14 protein-coding genes are annotated in these 17510 nt (G+C 45.9%); 5 read left to right on the forward strand and 9 right to left on the reverse strand.

Annotation, left to right across the window (positions count from 1 at the left end; all coding sequences use genetic code 11):
• The 7 genes from IEY09_RS14895 to IEY09_RS14925 form a co-directional block, all read right to left on the reverse strand.
• Nucleotides 1-1326: an HlyD family type I secretion periplasmic adaptor subunit gene (locus IEY09_RS14895; protein WP_050991409.1), complete on the reverse strand. Its 1326-nt coding sequence runs from the start codon at nt 1324-1326 to the stop codon at nt 1-3.
• Nucleotides 1319-3403, reverse strand: a complete 2085-nt coding sequence (locus IEY09_RS14900) for a peptidase domain-containing ABC transporter (RefSeq protein ID WP_144344806.1) — start codon at nt 3401-3403, stop codon at nt 1319-1321. Before IEY09_RS14900 ends, IEY09_RS14895 begins: the two co-directional genes overlap by 8 nt.
• 2 nt (nt 3404-3405) lie before the next feature.
• Nucleotides 3406-5055: an ABC transporter transmembrane domain-containing protein gene (locus tag IEY09_RS14905; protein WP_188871667.1), complete on the reverse strand. Its 1650-nt coding sequence runs from the start codon at nt 5053-5055 to the stop codon at nt 3406-3408.
• An 814-nt stretch (nt 5056-5869) separates the two neighbouring features.
• Complete coding sequence (locus IEY09_RS14910; RefSeq protein ID WP_037422350.1) at nt 5870-7258, reverse strand: tetrathionate reductase family octaheme c-type cytochrome; 1389 nt, start codon at nt 7256-7258, stop codon at nt 5870-5872.
• A 47-nt stretch (nt 7259-7305) separates the two neighbouring features.
• Complete coding sequence (locus tag IEY09_RS14915) at nt 7306-9036, reverse strand: DUF3373 domain-containing protein (RefSeq protein ID WP_188871669.1); 1731 nt, start codon at nt 9034-9036, stop codon at nt 7306-7308.
• Nucleotides 9037-9215: 179 nt separating this feature from the next.
• Nucleotides 9216-9545 (reverse strand): c-type cytochrome, encoded by a 330-nt coding sequence (locus IEY09_RS14920; protein ID WP_011718452.1) that lies wholly within the window; start codon nt 9543-9545, stop codon nt 9216-9218.
• Between the two features lie 493 nt (nt 9546-10038).
• Complete coding sequence (locus IEY09_RS14925) at nt 10039-10770, reverse strand: SDR family oxidoreductase (RefSeq protein WP_069454180.1); 732 nt, start codon at nt 10768-10770, stop codon at nt 10039-10041.
• A gap of 159 nt (nt 10771-10929) precedes the next feature.
• On the opposite strand from IEY09_RS14925, the gene IEY09_RS14930 reads away from it, so the two are divergent.
• Nucleotides 10930-11769, forward strand: coding sequence for a LysR family transcriptional regulator (locus IEY09_RS14930; protein ID WP_188871671.1), 840 nt, complete (start codon nt 10930-10932; stop codon nt 11767-11769).
• Between the two features lie 64 nt (nt 11770-11833).
• On the opposite strand, the gene IEY09_RS14935 is transcribed toward IEY09_RS14930, so the two are convergent.
• Nucleotides 11834-13372 (reverse strand): tetratricopeptide repeat protein, encoded by a 1539-nt coding sequence (locus IEY09_RS14935; protein WP_188871673.1) that lies wholly within the window; start codon nt 13370-13372, stop codon nt 11834-11836.
• Between the two features lie 236 nt (nt 13373-13608).
• On the opposite strand from IEY09_RS14935, the gene IEY09_RS14940 reads away from it, so the two are divergent.
• On the forward strand, nt 13609-14091 hold the full coding sequence (locus IEY09_RS14940; protein WP_037422362.1) for a hypothetical protein: 483 nt from the start codon (nt 13609-13611) through the stop codon (nt 14089-14091).
• Between the two features lie 415 nt (nt 14092-14506).
• The gene (locus IEY09_RS14945) at nt 14507-15682 is read left to right on the forward strand and encodes a type III PLP-dependent enzyme (RefSeq protein WP_037422364.1); all 1176 of its coding nucleotides are present in this window, start codon (nt 14507-14509) and stop codon (nt 15680-15682) included.
• Between the two features lie 62 nt (nt 15683-15744).
• On the opposite strand, the gene IEY09_RS14950 is transcribed toward IEY09_RS14945, so the two are convergent.
• The gene (locus IEY09_RS14950) at nt 15745-15957 is read right to left on the reverse strand and encodes an HP1242/YdcH family protein (RefSeq protein ID WP_037428200.1); all 213 of its coding nucleotides are present in this window, start codon (nt 15955-15957) and stop codon (nt 15745-15747) included.
• 413 nt (nt 15958-16370) lie between these two features.
• On the opposite strand from IEY09_RS14950, the gene udp reads away from it, so the two are divergent.
• Both udp and IEY09_RS14960 read left to right on the forward strand, forming a co-directional pair.
• Nucleotides 16371-17129, forward strand: a complete 759-nt coding sequence (udp, locus tag IEY09_RS14955) for a uridine phosphorylase (protein ID WP_037422367.1) — start codon at nt 16371-16373, stop codon at nt 17127-17129.
• A gap of 146 nt (nt 17130-17275) precedes the next feature.
• A partial coding sequence (locus tag IEY09_RS14960; RefSeq protein ID WP_186293712.1) for a transposase domain-containing protein occupies nt 17276-17510 on the forward strand: 235 nt, incomplete at its 3' end.

A 17510-nucleotide genomic window follows, 5' to 3' on the forward strand; every position in this document is an offset into this window, starting at 1 on the left:
CTAGCGTTCACCAAAGGCTTCAGTCACATTGGTAAATACGGGTTTCCACAGGTATTGGAAGACGGTTTTATCCCCAGTGATAATATCCGCTTCACCTGTCATACCGGGGATCAGTTCCAACTTATCGGGTCGTTCGCCAAAGTAGGGCTTATCAATCGAGATTTGTACTTTGTAAAAGACGCCGCCTTTTTCATCTGCATCTGTGCTTGGGGAGATACGTTTGACGATCCCATCGAGTGCCCCGTAGCGACTGTAATCAAAAGCATCAATTTTTATGCGTGCTTTTTGTCCAACACTGACAAAGCCAATATCCCGAGGGGAGAGTTTGGCCTCTAGGAGAGCTGTTGGCGTGGTGGGAACGATCACCGCAACGGTGCCTCCAGGTTGAATCACACTCCCTGATGAGGTGTTAGGAATCGATTGAATAATGCCATCAACGGGGGAGGTGATGGTGTTTTGTTGCACCTGCGAATCGGAGGATTTTAAACGTGCCGTAATCCCCAATAATTCAGCCTGTGCATCTGTGCGTGCTTCACCCACTTCTTTAAATAATGTGGCTTCCTTTTGCTCCAACTGTCGTTGAAGATTTTCAATATCCCGCGCCAATACTTGCTGTTTACCTTCCATACCTTTTAGCTCACGTATATAGGAGTCTAATTTTTGTTGAGATTCCAACATCGTGAGCTTAGAGACTGCCTGCGATTCTTTGATGGACTCCATCATATTGATGGTTTGTTGGGCCGAATTTATTTGATGTTTCAGTGGCGGAATTTCTTGCTCAAGACTTGCTAGCTCAGCCTGAGATTTAGCGATTTCAGCGAGAGAAGATTGAATGATGGCTTGTTTTTCATTATTCATCCGTTCGAGATCACTAATATGTCCTTTCACAAGATTGGGATGACTTTCAACATAGGCATCAAAGTTGGCTTCTCTTGACTCGATAAAAGCACTGTAACGCTCAATTTTGAGCACTAGATTAGCTTGTTTACTTTCCAGCTCTTCAGCGGCAGCTTGGCTATCAATAGCGATAAAGTTGGCGAGAACATCACCTTTTTTCACTAAATCTCCTTCAGAAACCAAGATAGAGGCTAAGGTTCCTCCAGAAAAACTTTGAATTACTTGTTGATGTCCAAGGGGGATAACTTGGCCTTTCGCTTTGGCAATTTCTTCAATATCGGTGAGCAGTGACCAAACAAACATAACGAACACTGAACCCGCAATAAAATAAGTGATTTGTTTGACGATGCGTTTTTCAGCTGGTGTTTCAATGGCTTGAGTGAACTCATGTTCTGGCAAAGAACGATGGTTAAGTTGACGATCATTCATTGAGAGTTATCTCCATACTAGCCATTGATTGGGTTTCATCGCTTGCTGTGGGTTTGTTTGGAATAGGGCCGGCATAAACCACTGTGCCTTTATTTAAGATAACGACCTTATCAGCGTGCTGGATCAGTTCTTGATCATGGCTAGTAAACAAAATCGTCGTTTTGCCCTTTAACTTGGTTAAGGTTTCGATAAAGGTTTTTTTCGCAAAAGGATTGCGATTGGCTATGGGTTCATCCATGACAAGCAAAGGTGATTTTTTTAACAGAGCTCGAGCCAGGCTGATATAGCCGCTACCAACCACCGAAAACATATTGGCCCCCTGTGCGGATAAACTGCGATGTAAATCGCCACCGAGCACCTCTTTTAGAGCGTCGCCTCCAGCCTCATATAGGGCTTGGCATAACTCCTCATCGGTGGCATCGGGTTTCGCCAAACGTAAGTTGTCTGCTAACGATCCTGGTAGTAGCTCGGTGTGGGTTGGGCTGAATGCGGCCCATTGGCGTAAGGCTTCGGGGTCAAATTGTTTCAGGTTTTTGCCATCTAAAGTCACAAAGCCGGCCTGTGTATCTATCACGCCTATAGCTGCCAGCAATAAGGTCGTTTTACCACTGCCATTCGGGCCGATAATGGCGACGGTCTCTCCTGCTTCTACATCAAATGTGACGCCAGAGAGTGCAGGCTCTGCTTCTGCAGTGTAGCGAAGGGTGACATGTTTAAAGCTTAGTGATGGCGCTTTATTTAAGTTGGGTCCATCGAGTCGGAGTTGATTAAATTCGGTCGTTACTTCCATAAAACGATCAAACTGGGTGATAGTGTTGGTTATCATGTTAATTTTAGGCATTGAAGAAAATGCTAATTGAGCAGGGCCTGTAATGCGCCAAATTAACATACCACAGGCGATTAACGCGCCGGGTGATATGCTTTGATTTAACACTAAAAAAATGCCACAAAACACGGTAACTAAGGCTGTCATTAGCCCCATAGCATGGGCAACTGCCGCATTAAGTCCATTACGTTTGGCATATATAAACTGTTGACGGCAGTGCTCGCGGCAGCGACGGATAAAATCCGCGTACCAGCCTTCGGTTTCCCCTGCGGTTTTGAGCTCTAATACATTCTTGGCTAGTTCATTGAGGCTGTTTTGGTAGTCACTGCTGATGGTTGGGCTGGCGGCTTGGGTAAAACGGTTTAGGGCTTTCATGACGAGGTAAAACAGAATTAGCATACAAAGTGGCACTAATACTAACCAACCACTGAGAACGGTGATGGCAATTAGCGCCACTATCGTAAAGGGCAAATCAATCAGCCCGGCTCCGCTGGGGCCAGACAGCAATCCTCTCACCTTTTCGGCATTACGAAGTCGTGCCAAATGATTCGATAGTCCCACTCGGGATAACATCATCAAGGGCATACTGAGGAGTTGATTAAAGGATACGGCTGACAGATCTCGCGCTAATTTATTGCTTGCACTGGCCAGCACTTTGGCGCGCAGCAATCGGCTTGCAATAAAAATGCTTAAGGCAAGCAATGCACCTATTGCGATCCCCGGCAAAATATCAGGGGCTTGTCCTCCTATCACTCTGTCGTATACCGCCATTGTAAAAAGCGGTATCGCTAATCCGGTTAAGCTGGAGATAAGGCTTAATAAAAAAACGGGTTTGAACCACTTTTTTTGCTGCTTAAACTGGCTGGCAAAGCGACTCCTTTTTTGATTGATAGATGGCAGGCTATTAATAATAAAAACTTTCCCATCAGAAGGGAGTGTGAGTGGCTGCCATTGTTGGTGTGGACCTAAATACTCAAAGGTATGATGGTTGCGCCGTCCTATCTGCGGTTCTCCCTCTTCAGGTAGGAGCAGGAAAGGATAGATTGTATGGCTGAGCATTTCAGGATCAATAGAGCGTAGGTCGGCCACAACATGATGTTTTTTAAATAAAACATACGCATCTAAGTAACTCGCATCATCGACTAACGCGCTGCGTTCAATATTCTTAGCTTGGGCATTAAGTCCAAGTTGATTAAATAGTGTGACTAATAGGGATTTTAAATTTGGGACAGACTGCGCTTGGTTATGCATTGCTAAAGTTCCCCATTTGACGACATAGTTGCATCCCCTTGCGATGAAATATGGATACGATAGTCACTGATCGCCGTAATTTCCGTAAAATAGGAGGCCACAATGAGGGTTATGTGGTTTTTGAGTTCGAGTAACAAAGCGAGTAGGCGTTGCTGGGAGTCTGCATCGAGGGAGACCATAGGCTCGTCGAGTAACAGTATCGAAGGGGATTGTGCAAGCGCTCTGACAATGGTGATGAGTTTGATAGCCCCTTGATTGAGCATTTGGTTGTCATTATTACCCACTAAGGTTTGATAACCCGCAGGTAACTGCGCAATCGTGGCAGATAAGCCCAGTTTGTCTGCGAGAACCATGGCATAGGCTTCTCGCTCATGACGAAACAGAGTCAGGTTATCCAAAATCGATCCTGCAAATAACGTTGCCCATGGCGGCACATAGCTAATAGATTGACGATACTCAAGCGGGTCATGTTCAGTCAGTGGTATGGAATCAATCCTAATGGCACCCTCTGTCACCTGATGATAGCCGCCCACGGTACTTAATAATAAACTGGCATGTGTGAGTGGATTTGAGGTTACAGTGACAAGGCTACCCGCGGGGATTGTTAGGTTAATTTGCTTAAGTGTTGCCCCCGTTTGCTGTGCTGATACCTGTTCAAATTCAATAGGGCCTGAGGGTAATTTTTGGTGGTAAACCTGAGTGCCATTCAAGGATTCTGGCGGCGAGGCTATGATTTCATTAACATCCTGCATCGCAGACTGAGCGGTAACAAACTTTGCTTTTAAACTGCCGATTGCACTTAAGGGCGCTACGGCTCTGCCTGCAAGGATTGAACATGCCGCTAATCCCCCTGTTGTTAGATCGCCATTTAAGACTTCAAAACAGCCAATCAGCACCAGTGCCAGTGTGGTGGCCTGCGAGGCCCCCTGGATCCATTCTTGTAACTTGGATGATAGCCAATCAACCTCATTTTGCTGTGCTAACCTTTGGTAGTTGATTTTTTTGTAGGCATAAGTAATTCGCGATTCTAATGCTAGGGACTTTGCAGTCGTTAAGCCTGATAAGACTAAAATGAGTAAACGGGTTCGTTCATCATCGCTGATGGCGAGTTCTCGGGTGGCGACGGAGAGTTTTTTGCCTATTTGCCACACGCCAATGCCTGCTATCCCCCAAACCAGTATGGGGATAAAGACTAAAGGCCCACCAATATAGGCAACTAAGGCTAAAAATATGATAACAAATGGAAAATCCATTAAGGCAACAGCAGCTTGCCCTGAGTAAATCTCCCGCATGGTTGCAATACTGGTGATACCTTGGAGTATTTTGCCTGATCCTAATTGCTCAATGTGATGGTAATCCGCCTTCATTAGTCGGTCGACAAATTGAGTGGTGGTTTGCAGTTCATAATTTGAAGCATTGAGAGCAAGCAACCAACTGCGTGTATAGCGCAACAACAGCTCTAGTAGTATGGCGATCCCAACGCCAATTGCTAATACACTGGCAGTGCCATAGGCTTCATTGGGTAAAATCCGGTCATAGATTTGTAGCATGGTGAATGGTAATGCCAGTGACAGCACATTAATCAGGGTGGATGAAAGCAAAAGCTCGGAAAATGATTTGTGCTGTGCCAATAGACGTAAAGACTCGATCATGTTTCATACACCTTAATATAGCATTACATTCATCACGAAAATCAGAACCGCAACTACATCCTAATTAACACTATCATTAACAATTTGTTGTGTACAACATCAAGTAAGTGAATTTTATTACTTATTTAGCTTAGTCTTAATATGTTGATTTTGAATAATTGTTAATGTTTTGTTTTTCTCGTGTTTACTGTTGTTGTGGTGTTTTCAGTGATGTTAGACAGTTTCATCATGGTTTGTAGTGATAGTGGGGGATGAACAAGTCATGGTACAAAATAAAGTAGGCGATTATTTTTCTCGTCGGGTTTGCATTCGGATTGGTGCTAGCAAAAGGCGGGGATTGCATCATCGCTAATAGAGCGTTATCGCGCTAGATTAGAAGAGGCTCGCAACTCAATTTCAAAGGTATATGACTTAATCAACTCGACAACGACTGGAAATGCCTCGTTTAGACACTATTGTGACTTCTACCGCTGAATGAGAACGTCTCTTTAAATAGAAAACCTTTGACTCTAGTTTTGTCCACTGACCGCAATTTATAAAGATAACCAATTCATCTAGCCGTATGTCGTAACACTCCAGGATTCAACGGTCTTGAACGCAGTAGGGTGAGATAAAATGTAAGTCTGGCGGTGGTGACATCATACTCACTCAGGCAAGTCACGAATTTGTTGGTTGCATCTACTCATCTATTAGCTCGAATTAAGGCGATGTTGTGAGGTAAAAAGAGAGCTTAGCCAACGGCATCAGCTCTCGAAGGTTGCAGGGGAGCGATAATCGCTTTAGCCTCGGATAGGCTTTCAGCGAGTCAGTACAATTATTGTTGTTTGTGTTTAGGGCCTTGTTTGTTTTTCATCGGGTCGCCTTGATAGCCCAAGGCTTGCCAATCGAGGCGAGTGCCTTTGTTGTGGCAGTCATTACAATTAAGTGCTTGTTCTTTTGGTGAGACCATGTGGTTGATCCGCCACCACATTTCGGTGGCAGCAAAGTCATATTCACCACTGTATTTGATGCCTTTTTCAATCATGGTGGTGTTAACCTCCATGCCCAGTTTCGCCGCTAAATTCCAATCAAACTCGCTCCAATATCCGCCTTTGCCGTAGGTTTTCGGGGTGATAAAGATATTGAGTTTTTTGTCGTAAATCTGCTTACCTGTATGTACCTTAAAGGGATAAATCTTGGCTTTAGCGTCGTTAATGTCGCCCATAGGGTAGGTCAGCTTGGTGACGACTTTCGGGTCCATCTTGTCCCCCGCCATATAAGCGTTTGCGGTGCCGTTGTACCAAGCGTACTGTGGCTTGACCATTTTTTCCCACACAAAGTCACCCTTTTTCTTCTGATAGGTGTGTTTGCCGTATTGATCTACGGTCTCAGGTTTATCATCGCCCGCAGTTGACCAATCCCAGTGCATCTTGGTGGGCTCATTCTTAGCGAAGAATGGAATATGGCAGGTTTGGCAGGCCACGGTTGCGGTATGGGTATTGAGCTTTTTGTTGCTGTGCGGCGCGCTCTCGTGGCAGTTCTCACAACCTATATGGTCGATACCGCCTGGAGATACCCCCATAGCATTACCCGAAATTTTATGTTTTTCAGTGGTATGACAGTTTTGGCATTGGAAGTTATTGCCGTCGCTGTCCATGTGCACATCGGTGGCTTTATCGGGATAGGCCATAGAAGAGTCGAGATCCCCGTGCTTGACCGCATCACCACCGCCACCATAGAAATGGCAGCTACCGCAGTTATCCCGCACGGGTTCACCCACGTTTTGCGCGATCTTCACCAGATCGAGTTTAGCCATAGGCTCGCCAGCACCAGCGGGGTCTTTCACATAGGTGCCTGTGGTGTCGTGGCAGACAAGACAGTCCACTTTAGTTTTGTCTTTAAAGTCAAAAGTGTTGTCCTTCCAGCCATAGCCTGCGTGACAGCTAGTGCAGCGAGGCTCGTTGCTGGAAATTGACACACAGAAGTTATTAATACTGTTTTTCTTACCGCGTAATACGGTTCTATCGGGGAGCTTTTGTTCTAACTCCCATGTCCAGTGGGAGGTTTTCATCATATCTGTGGCTTGTTCTTCGTGGCAGGTTAAGCACTGCGTCGTGACTTCAGAACCTGTGGCGAAGGGGCCTTTAAGGACGTCTTTATGGGGATTAGCGGCCTGCGCATGCAACGCCATACCCGCCAAGGCAATAACAATGAGTTTTTTCATTCTGTACTCCTGCCCTCGGTGATACCGAGGGCTGAATGGCGTCTAGGTTAGAAGTTAATAGTCAGTGAGGCGTTCACATCGAAGGCCTTATCGACCACAGGCAGCATTGAGTAGGCTGAGCCCGCTAACACGTCATCGATTTTTTGTGGTGCGCCCACAGGCGTGCCGCTACCTGTGTATTCGTAGTCGTAGTAGAGCCCTGCTAGCTTGATAAACATTTTTGGATTGATATCAAAGATGTAATAGGCTTCGCCGACATGGCCACGGGTGGCTAACTTGCTACCGATTGGGTCGTCTTGGGCTTGGGTGAAAGGCGTCCAATACTTAGAACCATAGTTATATTCCAAGCCAAACTTGCCGTAGGGCGCGGGGATTTGAATACCCACATAGATGCCATAACCATCTTTAGTATCGGTATCATCGCTGGTTTTCGGCACCATGATGATTTCGGTCCCTGTGCTGTTGAGCTCAGCTTCAAACACCGCATCGGATAACATGCCGCCGAACATGCCGGCATTGCCATTTGGCTCTGCGCGCGTCCAGCCTAGTGACGCAAACCATTTGATATCGTTAGCTTCTTCCCGTGCAAAGCCAATGCCGCCAAGGTACATATCACCAATGACGCCGCTAGGTTGCACTCGGGTGACAAAGTTAAAGTTGTCAAACTTTTGCATATCTTGGTACATGGTGGGGGCAAAAATGCCTGCCAGTTGGGTCGGGAAGGCCATTGTGCCTTTAAAGCCATCGTTGACGTCTTTGGCACCAAACAGGGTGAATTGCAGGAAGTTAGTACCATCGTTAATAGCATCGATATTAAAGCCACCGAGATGAGTATCTTTGGTAACGATATCGCCAAACATTTCGCCATTACCCCATTGGGATTCAAAGCCTTGGCCATAACAGAAGCGAACCACTTGCCCCTCAACGCCAGTGATTTCCCCTAGGTTGTAGCCTAAGGTGGCACCGTCGAAGTTAAAGTTAACTAAATGGCCTGAAGGCGTACCGCCACGCAGTTCGTTTTCACGGTAGTGGCTTGGTGGGCCATAGGTAGATGGGCGGCGGCCAATGGAGAGGTAAAACTCGGAGCCGTTGATGTTTTTCCAGTCGAAATAGGCGCGCTCGACCCGCAGCCAGTCACCACTGGTGTTGCCGCTGCTGGTGCCATCCATTGTGAATGAGCGCCAAGAGTCGAACACTTGCACGCCGGTGGAGTCGCCCCAGTTTTTGTACATGCTCAGACGACCGGCAAAACTGACGTTATCCCATACCTTTGCCTTAAGATTTAACCGCAGGCGAGTGGTGTAAAAGATATCGTTATCAATATCTTGGATATGTTGCTGCGCGAGGACGTAGGGCATCACGCCCTGTAACATGCCATTTTGAAAGGCGGCGGCAAGGTCTGGGTTGGCTTGCATCATCTGGCCGAGTGGTGAGTTAGGATCGTTTGGCATCCCAAAGGCGCCGGACATGGCCTTGGCGCCAAAGTCATTAAAGTCCACCTTAATGGCAGGGTTCCAAACAACATCGCGGTAATGCAGTGAGTGGGCCTTGGTTCTAAAGTCGCCGGTGATTTCTAGGCGGTCTAACGAGGTGTGGCGTTCGGTTTTATCGACGCGGCTATTGAGTTCATCGAGCTGTTCGGTGATATCGGCCAGTTGTTGTTTCAGCTCGGCCATTTTTTGGGTGTCGGCTGCTGTTTCGTTGGCTGCGGCAAAGGTTTGGCCGGACATAAACAGCGCATTAGCAACCAATATCGAAATGAGTGTACGTGTACGCATAGGGTTTCTCCCTGAGTGTTCCGCTGGCACTGGCTCAAGGCTCTGTGCCAAATTTACCCAACAGGAGTCCCTAGGGTGTGCTCCCCATGTTGCTCTTATTGGGCTTTAATTTTTATATCAATGGGTTAACTTGCAGTTGCAGGCCTGCGGTTATCCCTTTGCTTTAGGCTTGGCAGCGATTAACCGCAGGTTTGCGGCTGCTCCGAGTCGGCGGCATGGTCATACAGAAATTGCTGTATATCTTTGAGATCTTGCTCGGTGAGGCCGTTGAATACCTCAGGTTTGAGTTTGTGTTTATCTTTGTCGAAGAAGCGATCCCATTGGCTCATGGTTTTGCTCATTGGGGTTAGCTCGCCACCTTCACCACCTTGGCTATGGCAGGCTTTACATTCTTTTTTATAGAGGTGTTTCCCTTTTTTAGGATTACCCCCTTCGGCGGCATAGGCTTGAAGGCCTAAGCTGCTAATTAGTGCGACGGCAATTGCGATCTTAGTTGAAGTTTTCATCATCTCATCCTTTCTTAATTGTCATTCACATGACTTTGTTGGTGGAATGTGGCTATTGCTTCCACCTTGTGAATAAATTTATCAAAGGTGATGGGATGTTTATTTGAGGTATATCACTTTCATTAAAAAAATCTAATTGATAAAAATTTCATTGATAAAAATCTAATTGACTGAAGAGGGAGTGACTTTGACAGATATTTACATTTTCAAAAACAACAGGTTGTTTTTACAGCTAAATTAGTGTTTTGTGTAATAGAGTGGATTTAAGGTTGTAAAGGTCTGAAAATGGATAGTGATCGAGTTAACACTTTGTAAAATTTGCAATATCTAAAGTAGTTATTCGAAATGATTTAGCTCCATTTTCGCTGTATGGAGGGGGAGATTTTGTCTACTAGGTGTTGATAACGCTTGACTGAGTTTTAAATTTTTTAACGCAGCTGCACTCGCACACTGCGTTTCACCCATGATTCTGGCGAGGTCGCGCCAAGTAAGTCGCTTAAGGTTGCTGGCGTGTTGGCGCTAACACTATCTCACGCACACAGACATTTTGTGGTTGTTGCCAGGCAAAGAGTGCCGCTGCGGCAACGTTTTCGGGGGCGATCACCCCGCCCATTTGTGTTTTCCAATCATGGTAACCCGCTTTGATAGCGTCATCCGTGGTGTGGCTTAAGAGTTCTGTTTCTACCGCGCCAGGGGCGATGGTGATCAGGCGCACGTCATCCATTGCCACTTCTTCACGAATATTTTCGGTTAAGGCATGCACGGCAAATTTAGTGGCGCAATAAGCCGCATGGTTGGGAAAGGTTTTACGCCCTGCAACCGAGCTGATGTTGATAATGGTGCCCGTTTTGCGCACCTTCATTCCGGCTAAAACCGCATGGATACCATTGAGTACGCCCATTACATTGATATTGAGCATACGGCTCCACTCGTTAGGATCTTGGGTATCGATTTGCCCAAGCAACATGACGCCTGCGTTGTTGATTAGGCAACCCACGGGGCCAAACTGTGCTTCCGCTTGGTTAATCGCCGCCTTGATAGCGTCTGCATCGGTTACATCAACGCTGATGGATAAACTGTTTGGTAAAGCAAGGGCTTGCATTGCCTCGACTCGGCGCGCTAACAGTAAGAGTGGGTGTCCGGCAGCACTAAAGCTTTTAGCGATAGCTGCGCCAATACCAGATGAAGCGCCTGTGATCACAACGAGGGATTTATTGGGCTTTGTCATTTGAGTTTCCTATCTTTATCTGCGAAGAATATGGTTAATTGAGCAATATCTAGCTTGTTCATCAGTATAGATGGGGATTTTTAGGCTGGAAAATACTTATTCCCACTGGATATGATAGGATTTTCCTATGACATATGCTGGGCAGACTGGTGAAGGCTGATGGTAGATTTACGCTTATTACGCTTTTTTATCGCAATTTATGAAGAAAACAATATTACCGCGGCGGCAACACGTTGTTATGTCAGTCAACCCTCGCTTTCCGCTGGGCTTAAACAGTTAGAGGAAGAGCTTGGCGGCGCCTTATTCGAGCGCAGTAAAAAGGGCGTAAAAGCCTTGGATAGCGCTCACTATCTGTATCCGCTGGCGGTTAAGTTGGTGGAGGAGGCCAGTAAATTGCCTGCTCTATTTATGGCAAAAGCAAGTCGGCAAAAGTTGCGCTTAGCCGTGATGCCCGATCTGAGTCAGCGTCGTCTTGCAGGATTATTAACTCAAATCAATCAGGCAATTAGTCATTTAGATTTAGAACTGCTGGATTATCAAAGCCCTGCGGATTGCCGATTAACCTTAGACAGTTTACGCCATGAGGATGAAGTGTTTTTTCCGCTTTGGGAGGAGGATTATGTGCTATGCGTGCCGATTGAGCATCCGCTTGCACAGCTCAGCAGTATTCGTCCCGAAGAGTTAAGTCAGTACGATTTTATTGAGTGCCCACCCTGCGAGGCGCATCAGCAAACCATAGGCTTACTCGCATGCAGTAATTTGTCGCTCAATTTGGTGGCGAAGGCGGAATCTAAGTCTTTGGTTATGTCGCTGGTATTGGCGGGATTTGGGGTGAGTTTTCTCCCCGATGGATTAATCGAAGACGAGCCTCGGCTTAAACAGATTAAATTCGATGGGCCTCGGATGTTTCGCCGTATTGGTTTGTGTTATCCATCCCATCAAACCGTTGCGCCTACGTTGGCAACATTGCTGCGGCATTTGAGCAAAACCACGGCTTAAGCCGTGGTTTTTAATAATAGGGTTTGGCCAAACGGCTAAACCCTAGTAATCAGCAATTTAATCCTTATTCATTACTCTGTAAGTAAGGTGCTAGCTGAGTTTCAATCCTCTCGATTTCATCTTGGGCATACAACAACTCGGACTCTGTTAAGCGGGATTGAGCCTGTTGCTGATACAAAAGCTGATCGCTATTCATCCCGTATTTGCCAAAGTTGCGCAGTAATATGCTCGACCAAATATATGTCTGAACCGGTTTATCAATCGACTCATGGCGGTTGATATCAACGAGGGCTTGCATGCCATCTTGGCTGCCCAAGTCGGCAGCTTTACGGTACCAAGTCTCTGCGGTTTGCAGCGCTTCGCGGCTCGGATGCTCACCCTTGCGGTAGATTTCTGCTTGGTTAAGGTAGTAATAAGCTTGCTGCTCATTGGGGATAGGATGTTGATGCAGAAAGTTATTACACAGGCTTTGGGCTTCGCGGATCTCTAGGGTACCTAAGCGCTTACTGAGCTTCTCATATGCGTCTTGATAGTCACTGATATGGCTCATCGCTGCTAGTTGGTAATACATTAAGGCTTTAATCGGTTGGCGCGAGACACCTAAGCCTTCTTCATAGATTTTACCTAGACCGAATAGGGCTTCCTCTTGCCACTGGGACGCCAGCGTCTCGAATTCTGTTCTTGCCTGCTGGTAGTCATTATCCGTTTGTGGGTCGAGTAGTTTCAGGTGTGCCAGCGCTAACTTGGCAAAAACATTGTCAGCGGCGCAGGATTTTTCTAACCAATAGCGAGCCTTGCCATAGTCGACGGCAAAATCTTCACCATAGAGGAAACGTTTGCCTAGGTAATACTGGCGAAAATCATTTTCTACGGCATATTCGCTGAGTAAAGCTTCGGCGCGGACGAGGTCCTTAGGGCCGCCTTGGCCTGCGGCAAGCATATGGCCTAAGTTATCTTTTGCGAGTTCATCACCGGCGGCGACGGCTTTCTCAAAGTATTCCCGCGCTTTGCTATAGTCGGGCGTGACACGTTCATCGTGCCAGTAGAGTGTACCTAAGTGGTAATAGGCATCTTGGTTTCCTTGGGCGGCCGCCTTTTCGAACCAGTAAATGGCTTGGCTTGCATCGGGATCGAGAAAGGGTTGTCTGAGATACAAATAGGCGAGCTCATATTGAAACTCGACTTGCCCCGCTTCAGCACTAGTTTTGAGCTGTTCTACCTGTTCGCGTAACTGCTCGGGTGTTTGTGCCTCTGTGGCGACCAAGCTAGTTAGGGTGAGCATGGGTAAATATTGCGGATCGATCTCGGCGGCTTTTCGATACCAATATTCAGATGCCTTGGGATCGGCGGGGACTTGTAGGAATCGACCCGAATACAGCTCGGCCATGGCAATGGCGGCCACGGCAAATCCCTTATCAACGGCTTGCTGAATATAGTTTAGGCCTGAGTTGACTTCGCCCTGATTGATTAATGTGAGTCCATGATTGAGTAGCGCCGAGGGTTCCCCTGCGGCAAGCGCTTCGGCTTGAATCTTCTTTTTTTGGTACTTTGCGAAAAAAACAAAGAGTACGATAAAGGCTATAATGATAAGTATCAACAACATAGTATTCCGTCACTATCGATATTTTGGCAGCACAGTAAACTTGTAACAGACTAAAATTGCAAGTGTAGTGTTTGAAGTTAGGTCGCTAAGTCTGATATATCCCATGTGAGTGGACGTCTTTTAAAGACGTATTCGTGATGCATTGTGAAGCGTATCATGTAATAGCTCGGATTAAATGAGCGGCTTACCAGACTCGGGTATGCTATTGCCCGTATCTAAAATGGAGCTAAGTGTTTATGAGAAAGCTGTTGTTGTGCCTGTCCTTCCTTTTCACTCCCATGATGGCGTTGGCTACAAGTTATGTAGCGGGAGACGCGATAAGTCCTATTTCATTGCAAGATCAAAATGATAAGGCGGTCAGTGTTACCGAACAAACCAAAGTAGTGCTCTTTAGTCGTAGCATGAAAGGTGGCGATATCATTAAAGAAACTCTAACGCCTTTAACGGGGGATAAGTTTCCTGCGCATTTAGTTTATGTGGCTGATATCAGTGGTATGCCATCGCTGATAGCCAAATTTGTGGCTGTACCACAAATGCAGGAACTGCCTTTTGCCATTGGTTTAGACAGGGAAGGGCAGATTAGCCGCCTATTGCCCGATACCAAAGATATGGCAACCATGATTTTATTGGATAATCTCAATATTCAAGATATTGCTTACTTTGACTCCAGCGAAGCCCTAGGCCAAGCCTTAGTCAAATTAAATGAGTCACAGCAGTAAAGTCGTACTACGCCCTATCTGAGGGGGAGAGATTTCCCCCTCTTTTATATCTGACTAATCCCTATATAACACTACAGATGTGTTTTCTCGCTCGGTATCACTACACCGTGGAACTTAAGGTTCATCCTATCGTTTTCTCCCTGATAATCTGCCTTTAGCTAAAGTGGCTGCCATATTAAAAAATTCATTTTTAGCGCTAATAAAGCTTAAGATTCTTTGCTGAACTCTTATGCATAATTATTTGTTTTAAAAATAGTTTTTTTAGGTCCAACTCGGCTTAATATTTGTTGGAATAAAAAGTTAGTTATTAAGCATAAAAATTCGTTGCGTTAACTAAAAAAATAGCGTTTACTGCGCACGTTTTTAAGACACATAACGACTTTTTATCATCTGACCCAAAGGAGACTCTGGCCCAATGAGCCAATTTCAATCTATTGATGTTGCTGACTATTATGATGCTCAAACCTTCAAACGTATTGAAGAGTTTGCGAAGGATAAAGCGACCCCGTTCGTAGTGATTGATACCAGTATCATTGCGAAACAATACGATGACATGGTTAATAGTTTTCCTTATGCCAATGTTTATTATGCAGTTAAGGCAAACCCAGCGGCTGAGATCCTTACATTACTAAAAAATAAAGGGTCAAACTTTGATATTGCCTCGATTTATGAGCTAGATATGGTTATGAATGTCGGCGTTACAGCTGACCGTGTTAGCTATGGCAATACCATTAAAAAGCGCCAAGATGTACGTGCTTTTTATGAGCGTGGCGTGCGTATGTATGCATCGGATTCTGAAGCTGACTTACGTATGATCGCCGAAGAAGCACCAGGTTCACGCATCTATGTGCGTATCCTGACCGAAGGCACAGACACCGCCGATTGGCCACTGTCTCGTAAGTTTGGTTGCCAAAATGAGATGGCTTATGAGCTGTTAGTGTTGGCGAAGGAACTCGGCTTAGAACCCTACGGTATTTCATTCCACGTGGGTTCACAGCAGCGTGATATCGGTGCTTGGGATTCGGCGATTGGTAAAGTGAAAAGTATCTTCGATCGTTTGCGCGATGAGCACAATATTGTATTGAAGATGATCAACATGGGTGGCGGTTTCCCTGCGAATTATATCGACAAAACCAATCAACTCGGTGTCTATGCTGAGCAAATCACTCACTTCCTGAAGGAAGATTTTGGTGATGATCTTCCCCAAATTATTTTGGAGCCGGGTCGTTCGCTGATCTCTAACGCTGGGGTGCTGGTGTCTGAGGTGGTGTTGATCAGTAAGAAATCCTACACCGCATTAGAGCGTTGGGTGTTTACCGATGTGGGTAAGTTCTCTGGTTTAATCGAAACCATGGATGAGGCAATTAAATTCCCAATCTACACCCATAAACAGGGGGAGCTGGATAAGTGCGTGATTGCTGGCCCAACCTGCGACAGCGCCGACATTATGTATGAGCACTACAGCTATGGTTTACCGAATGACCTAGCGATTGGAGACCGTATGTACTGGTTAACCGCCGGTGCTTACACCACGACTTATTCAGCGGTGTGTTTTAATGGCTTCCCACCCCTGAAAGATTACTATCTGTAATCCGTCTTCGATAGCAACAAAAAGGGCGCTGCGGCGCCCTTAGTTTTTCCCGTGATAGCAGCTTAGCTGTGGGATTTGAGAATTTGATAGATCTCTTCTTTTAAGTGGAGTTTTTTGCTCTTGAGCTCTTTCACTGCGGGATTGAAATCACTACCGACACGTTTTTCCAGTTGTTTGATTTCCTCATCTAATTGATTGTGCTCGTTGAATTTACGTTGAAAATGAGCATCTTGGGTCTTTAAGGTGGTAATCAGATCTCGGTACTCTGGAAACATTGGCGTTCTCCTTGTCGTCTTTCTACTGTGCTTTGGTCTCGTCTTAACCCTAACCTTAGGCATAATGAATAAACGTGATATGGATCAATATTTGTCCTTCTACAGGTTAATACTAAAGCGTGATTTCAGCAAATCAGCTATAAATCAATGATCTATATCTTTTATATTGCTTGATGTGGCGATTGAGTCAGATCTGACTCACACTTTATTCCACGTAATTGATACAAGCTCACAGAAGCATCACAGATTTGCTATCTTTGTGATCAAGCTGTAATAGATTTGGTAATTACATTACGGATGAACAATTCTTCTTGCCGATAATTCTGTGATCAAGTTAACCTTCACCGCTTCGATACTAGGTTAAAGTCGATTATATAAGAATTTTACTATCAAAAATGAAAGGGGTTTTCACGATGGCTGATGTATTTCATTTAGGTTTGACCAAAGCGATGCTCGATGGCGCTACGTTGGCGATTGTGCCAGGCGATCCTGAGCGTGTAAAACGTATTGCTGAGTTAATGGATAATCCAACGTTTCTTGCAAGCCACCGCGAGTACACCAGCTACCTAGCGTATGCTGATGGTAAGCCAGTGGTGATTTGTTCTACCGGTATCGGTGGTCCATCAACATCGATTGCGGTAGAAGAGTTAGCGCAATTAGGCGTGAATACCTTCTTACGTGTTGGTACTACAGGTGCGATTCAACCCCATGTGAATGTGGGTGATGTGATTGTGACTCAAGCGTCAGTACGTTTAGATGGCGCGAGCTTACATTTTGCACCAATGGAGTTCCCAGCAGTGGCTAACTTTGAATGTACCACAGCTATGGTTGCTGCGTGCCGCGATGCGGGCGTAGAGCCACATATTGGTGTTACCGCATCTTCAGATACCTTCTATCCAGGTCAAGAGCGTTACGACACTGTCACTGGCCGTGTGACCCGCCGTTTTGCTGGTTCAATGAAAGAGTGGCAAGAAATGGGCGTGCTGAACTATGAAATGGAATCAGCTACCCTATTTACTATGTGTGCGACTCAAGGTTGGCGCGCTGCCTGTGTGGCGGGTGTGATCGTAAACCGTACTCAACAAGAAATTCCTGATGAAGCAACAATGAAGAAAACCGAAGTCAGTGCGGTTTCTATCGTGGTTGCAGCGGCTAAGAAGTTACTCGCGTAATCTTGGTTAAATATCACTCCCCTGCAAAGCGAGTGGCTCAATAACAAAAAAGGTGCCTTGGGCTAATGCCGATCAGTTAAGACAGATCGCTTGACGATCTCGCTGAAAAGATCAAAATCCGATGACCTCATGTCATCGGATTTTTTATGCAACTCTCGGAAGCACTCGCCCGTACCCATATTACCCGCCTAACCGAATTCACCTGCTTAGCTGATGTGTTAGAACCTGAGTTAATTCAATCTTGCCTAGACTCCCAGGGCGTTGCGACGTTAAGACGGCGTAAATTGCCGATGGACGCGATGATTTGGGCCGTTATCGGAATGGCTTTGTTCCGAGGGGAGTCTGTTCGGTCACTCATCAACAAACTCGACATTGTTTTGC

This window comes from Shewanella xiamenensis (assembly GCF_014647135.1).
Classification (GTDB): Bacteria; Pseudomonadota; Gammaproteobacteria; order Enterobacterales; family Shewanellaceae; genus Shewanella; species Shewanella xiamenensis.

What these genes read in the sequence shown, in the direction of transcription:
- IEY09_RS14950 (WP_037428200.1), bottom strand. Translation starts at nt 15,957, where the DNA reads ATGTTTCCAGAGTACCGAGATCTGATTACCACCTTAAAGACCCAAGAT.
- IEY09_RS14900 (WP_144344806.1), bottom strand. Translation starts at nt 3,403, where the DNA reads ATGCATAACCAAGCGCAGTCTGTCCCAAATTTAAAATCCCTATTAGTC.
- IEY09_RS14945 (WP_037422364.1), top strand. Translation starts at nt 14,507, where the DNA reads ATGAGCCAATTTCAATCTATTGATGTTGCTGACTATTATGATGCTCAA.
- IEY09_RS14940 (WP_037422362.1), top strand. Translation starts at nt 13,609, where the DNA reads ATGAGAAAGCTGTTGTTGTGCCTGTCCTTCCTTTTCACTCCCATGATG.
- IEY09_RS14905 (WP_188871667.1), bottom strand. Translation starts at nt 5,055, where the DNA reads ATGATCGAGTCTTTACGTCTATTGGCACAGCACAAATCATTTTCCGAG.
- IEY09_RS14925 (WP_069454180.1), bottom strand. Translation starts at nt 10,770, where the DNA reads ATGACAAAGCCCAATAAATCCCTCGTTGTGATCACAGGCGCTTCATCT.
- IEY09_RS14930 (WP_188871671.1), top strand. Translation starts at nt 10,930, where the DNA reads ATGGTAGATTTACGCTTATTACGCTTTTTTATCGCAATTTATGAAGAA.
- IEY09_RS14910 (WP_037422350.1), bottom strand. Translation starts at nt 7,258, where the DNA reads ATGAAAAAACTCATTGTTATTGCCTTGGCGGGTATGGCGTTGCATGCG.
- IEY09_RS14935 (WP_188871673.1), bottom strand. Translation starts at nt 13,372, where the DNA reads ATGTTGTTGATACTTATCATTATAGCCTTTATCGTACTCTTTGTTTTT.
- IEY09_RS14915 (WP_188871669.1), bottom strand. Translation starts at nt 9,036, where the DNA reads ATGCGTACACGTACACTCATTTCGATATTGGTTGCTAATGCGCTGTTT.
- udp (WP_037422367.1), top strand. Translation starts at nt 16,371, where the DNA reads ATGGCTGATGTATTTCATTTAGGTTTGACCAAAGCGATGCTCGATGGC.
- IEY09_RS14920 (WP_011718452.1), bottom strand. Translation starts at nt 9,545, where the DNA reads ATGATGAAAACTTCAACTAAGATCGCAATTGCCGTCGCACTAATTAGC.
- IEY09_RS14895 (WP_050991409.1), bottom strand. Translation starts at nt 1,326, where the DNA reads ATGAATGATCGTCAACTTAACCATCGTTCTTTGCCAGAACATGAGTTC.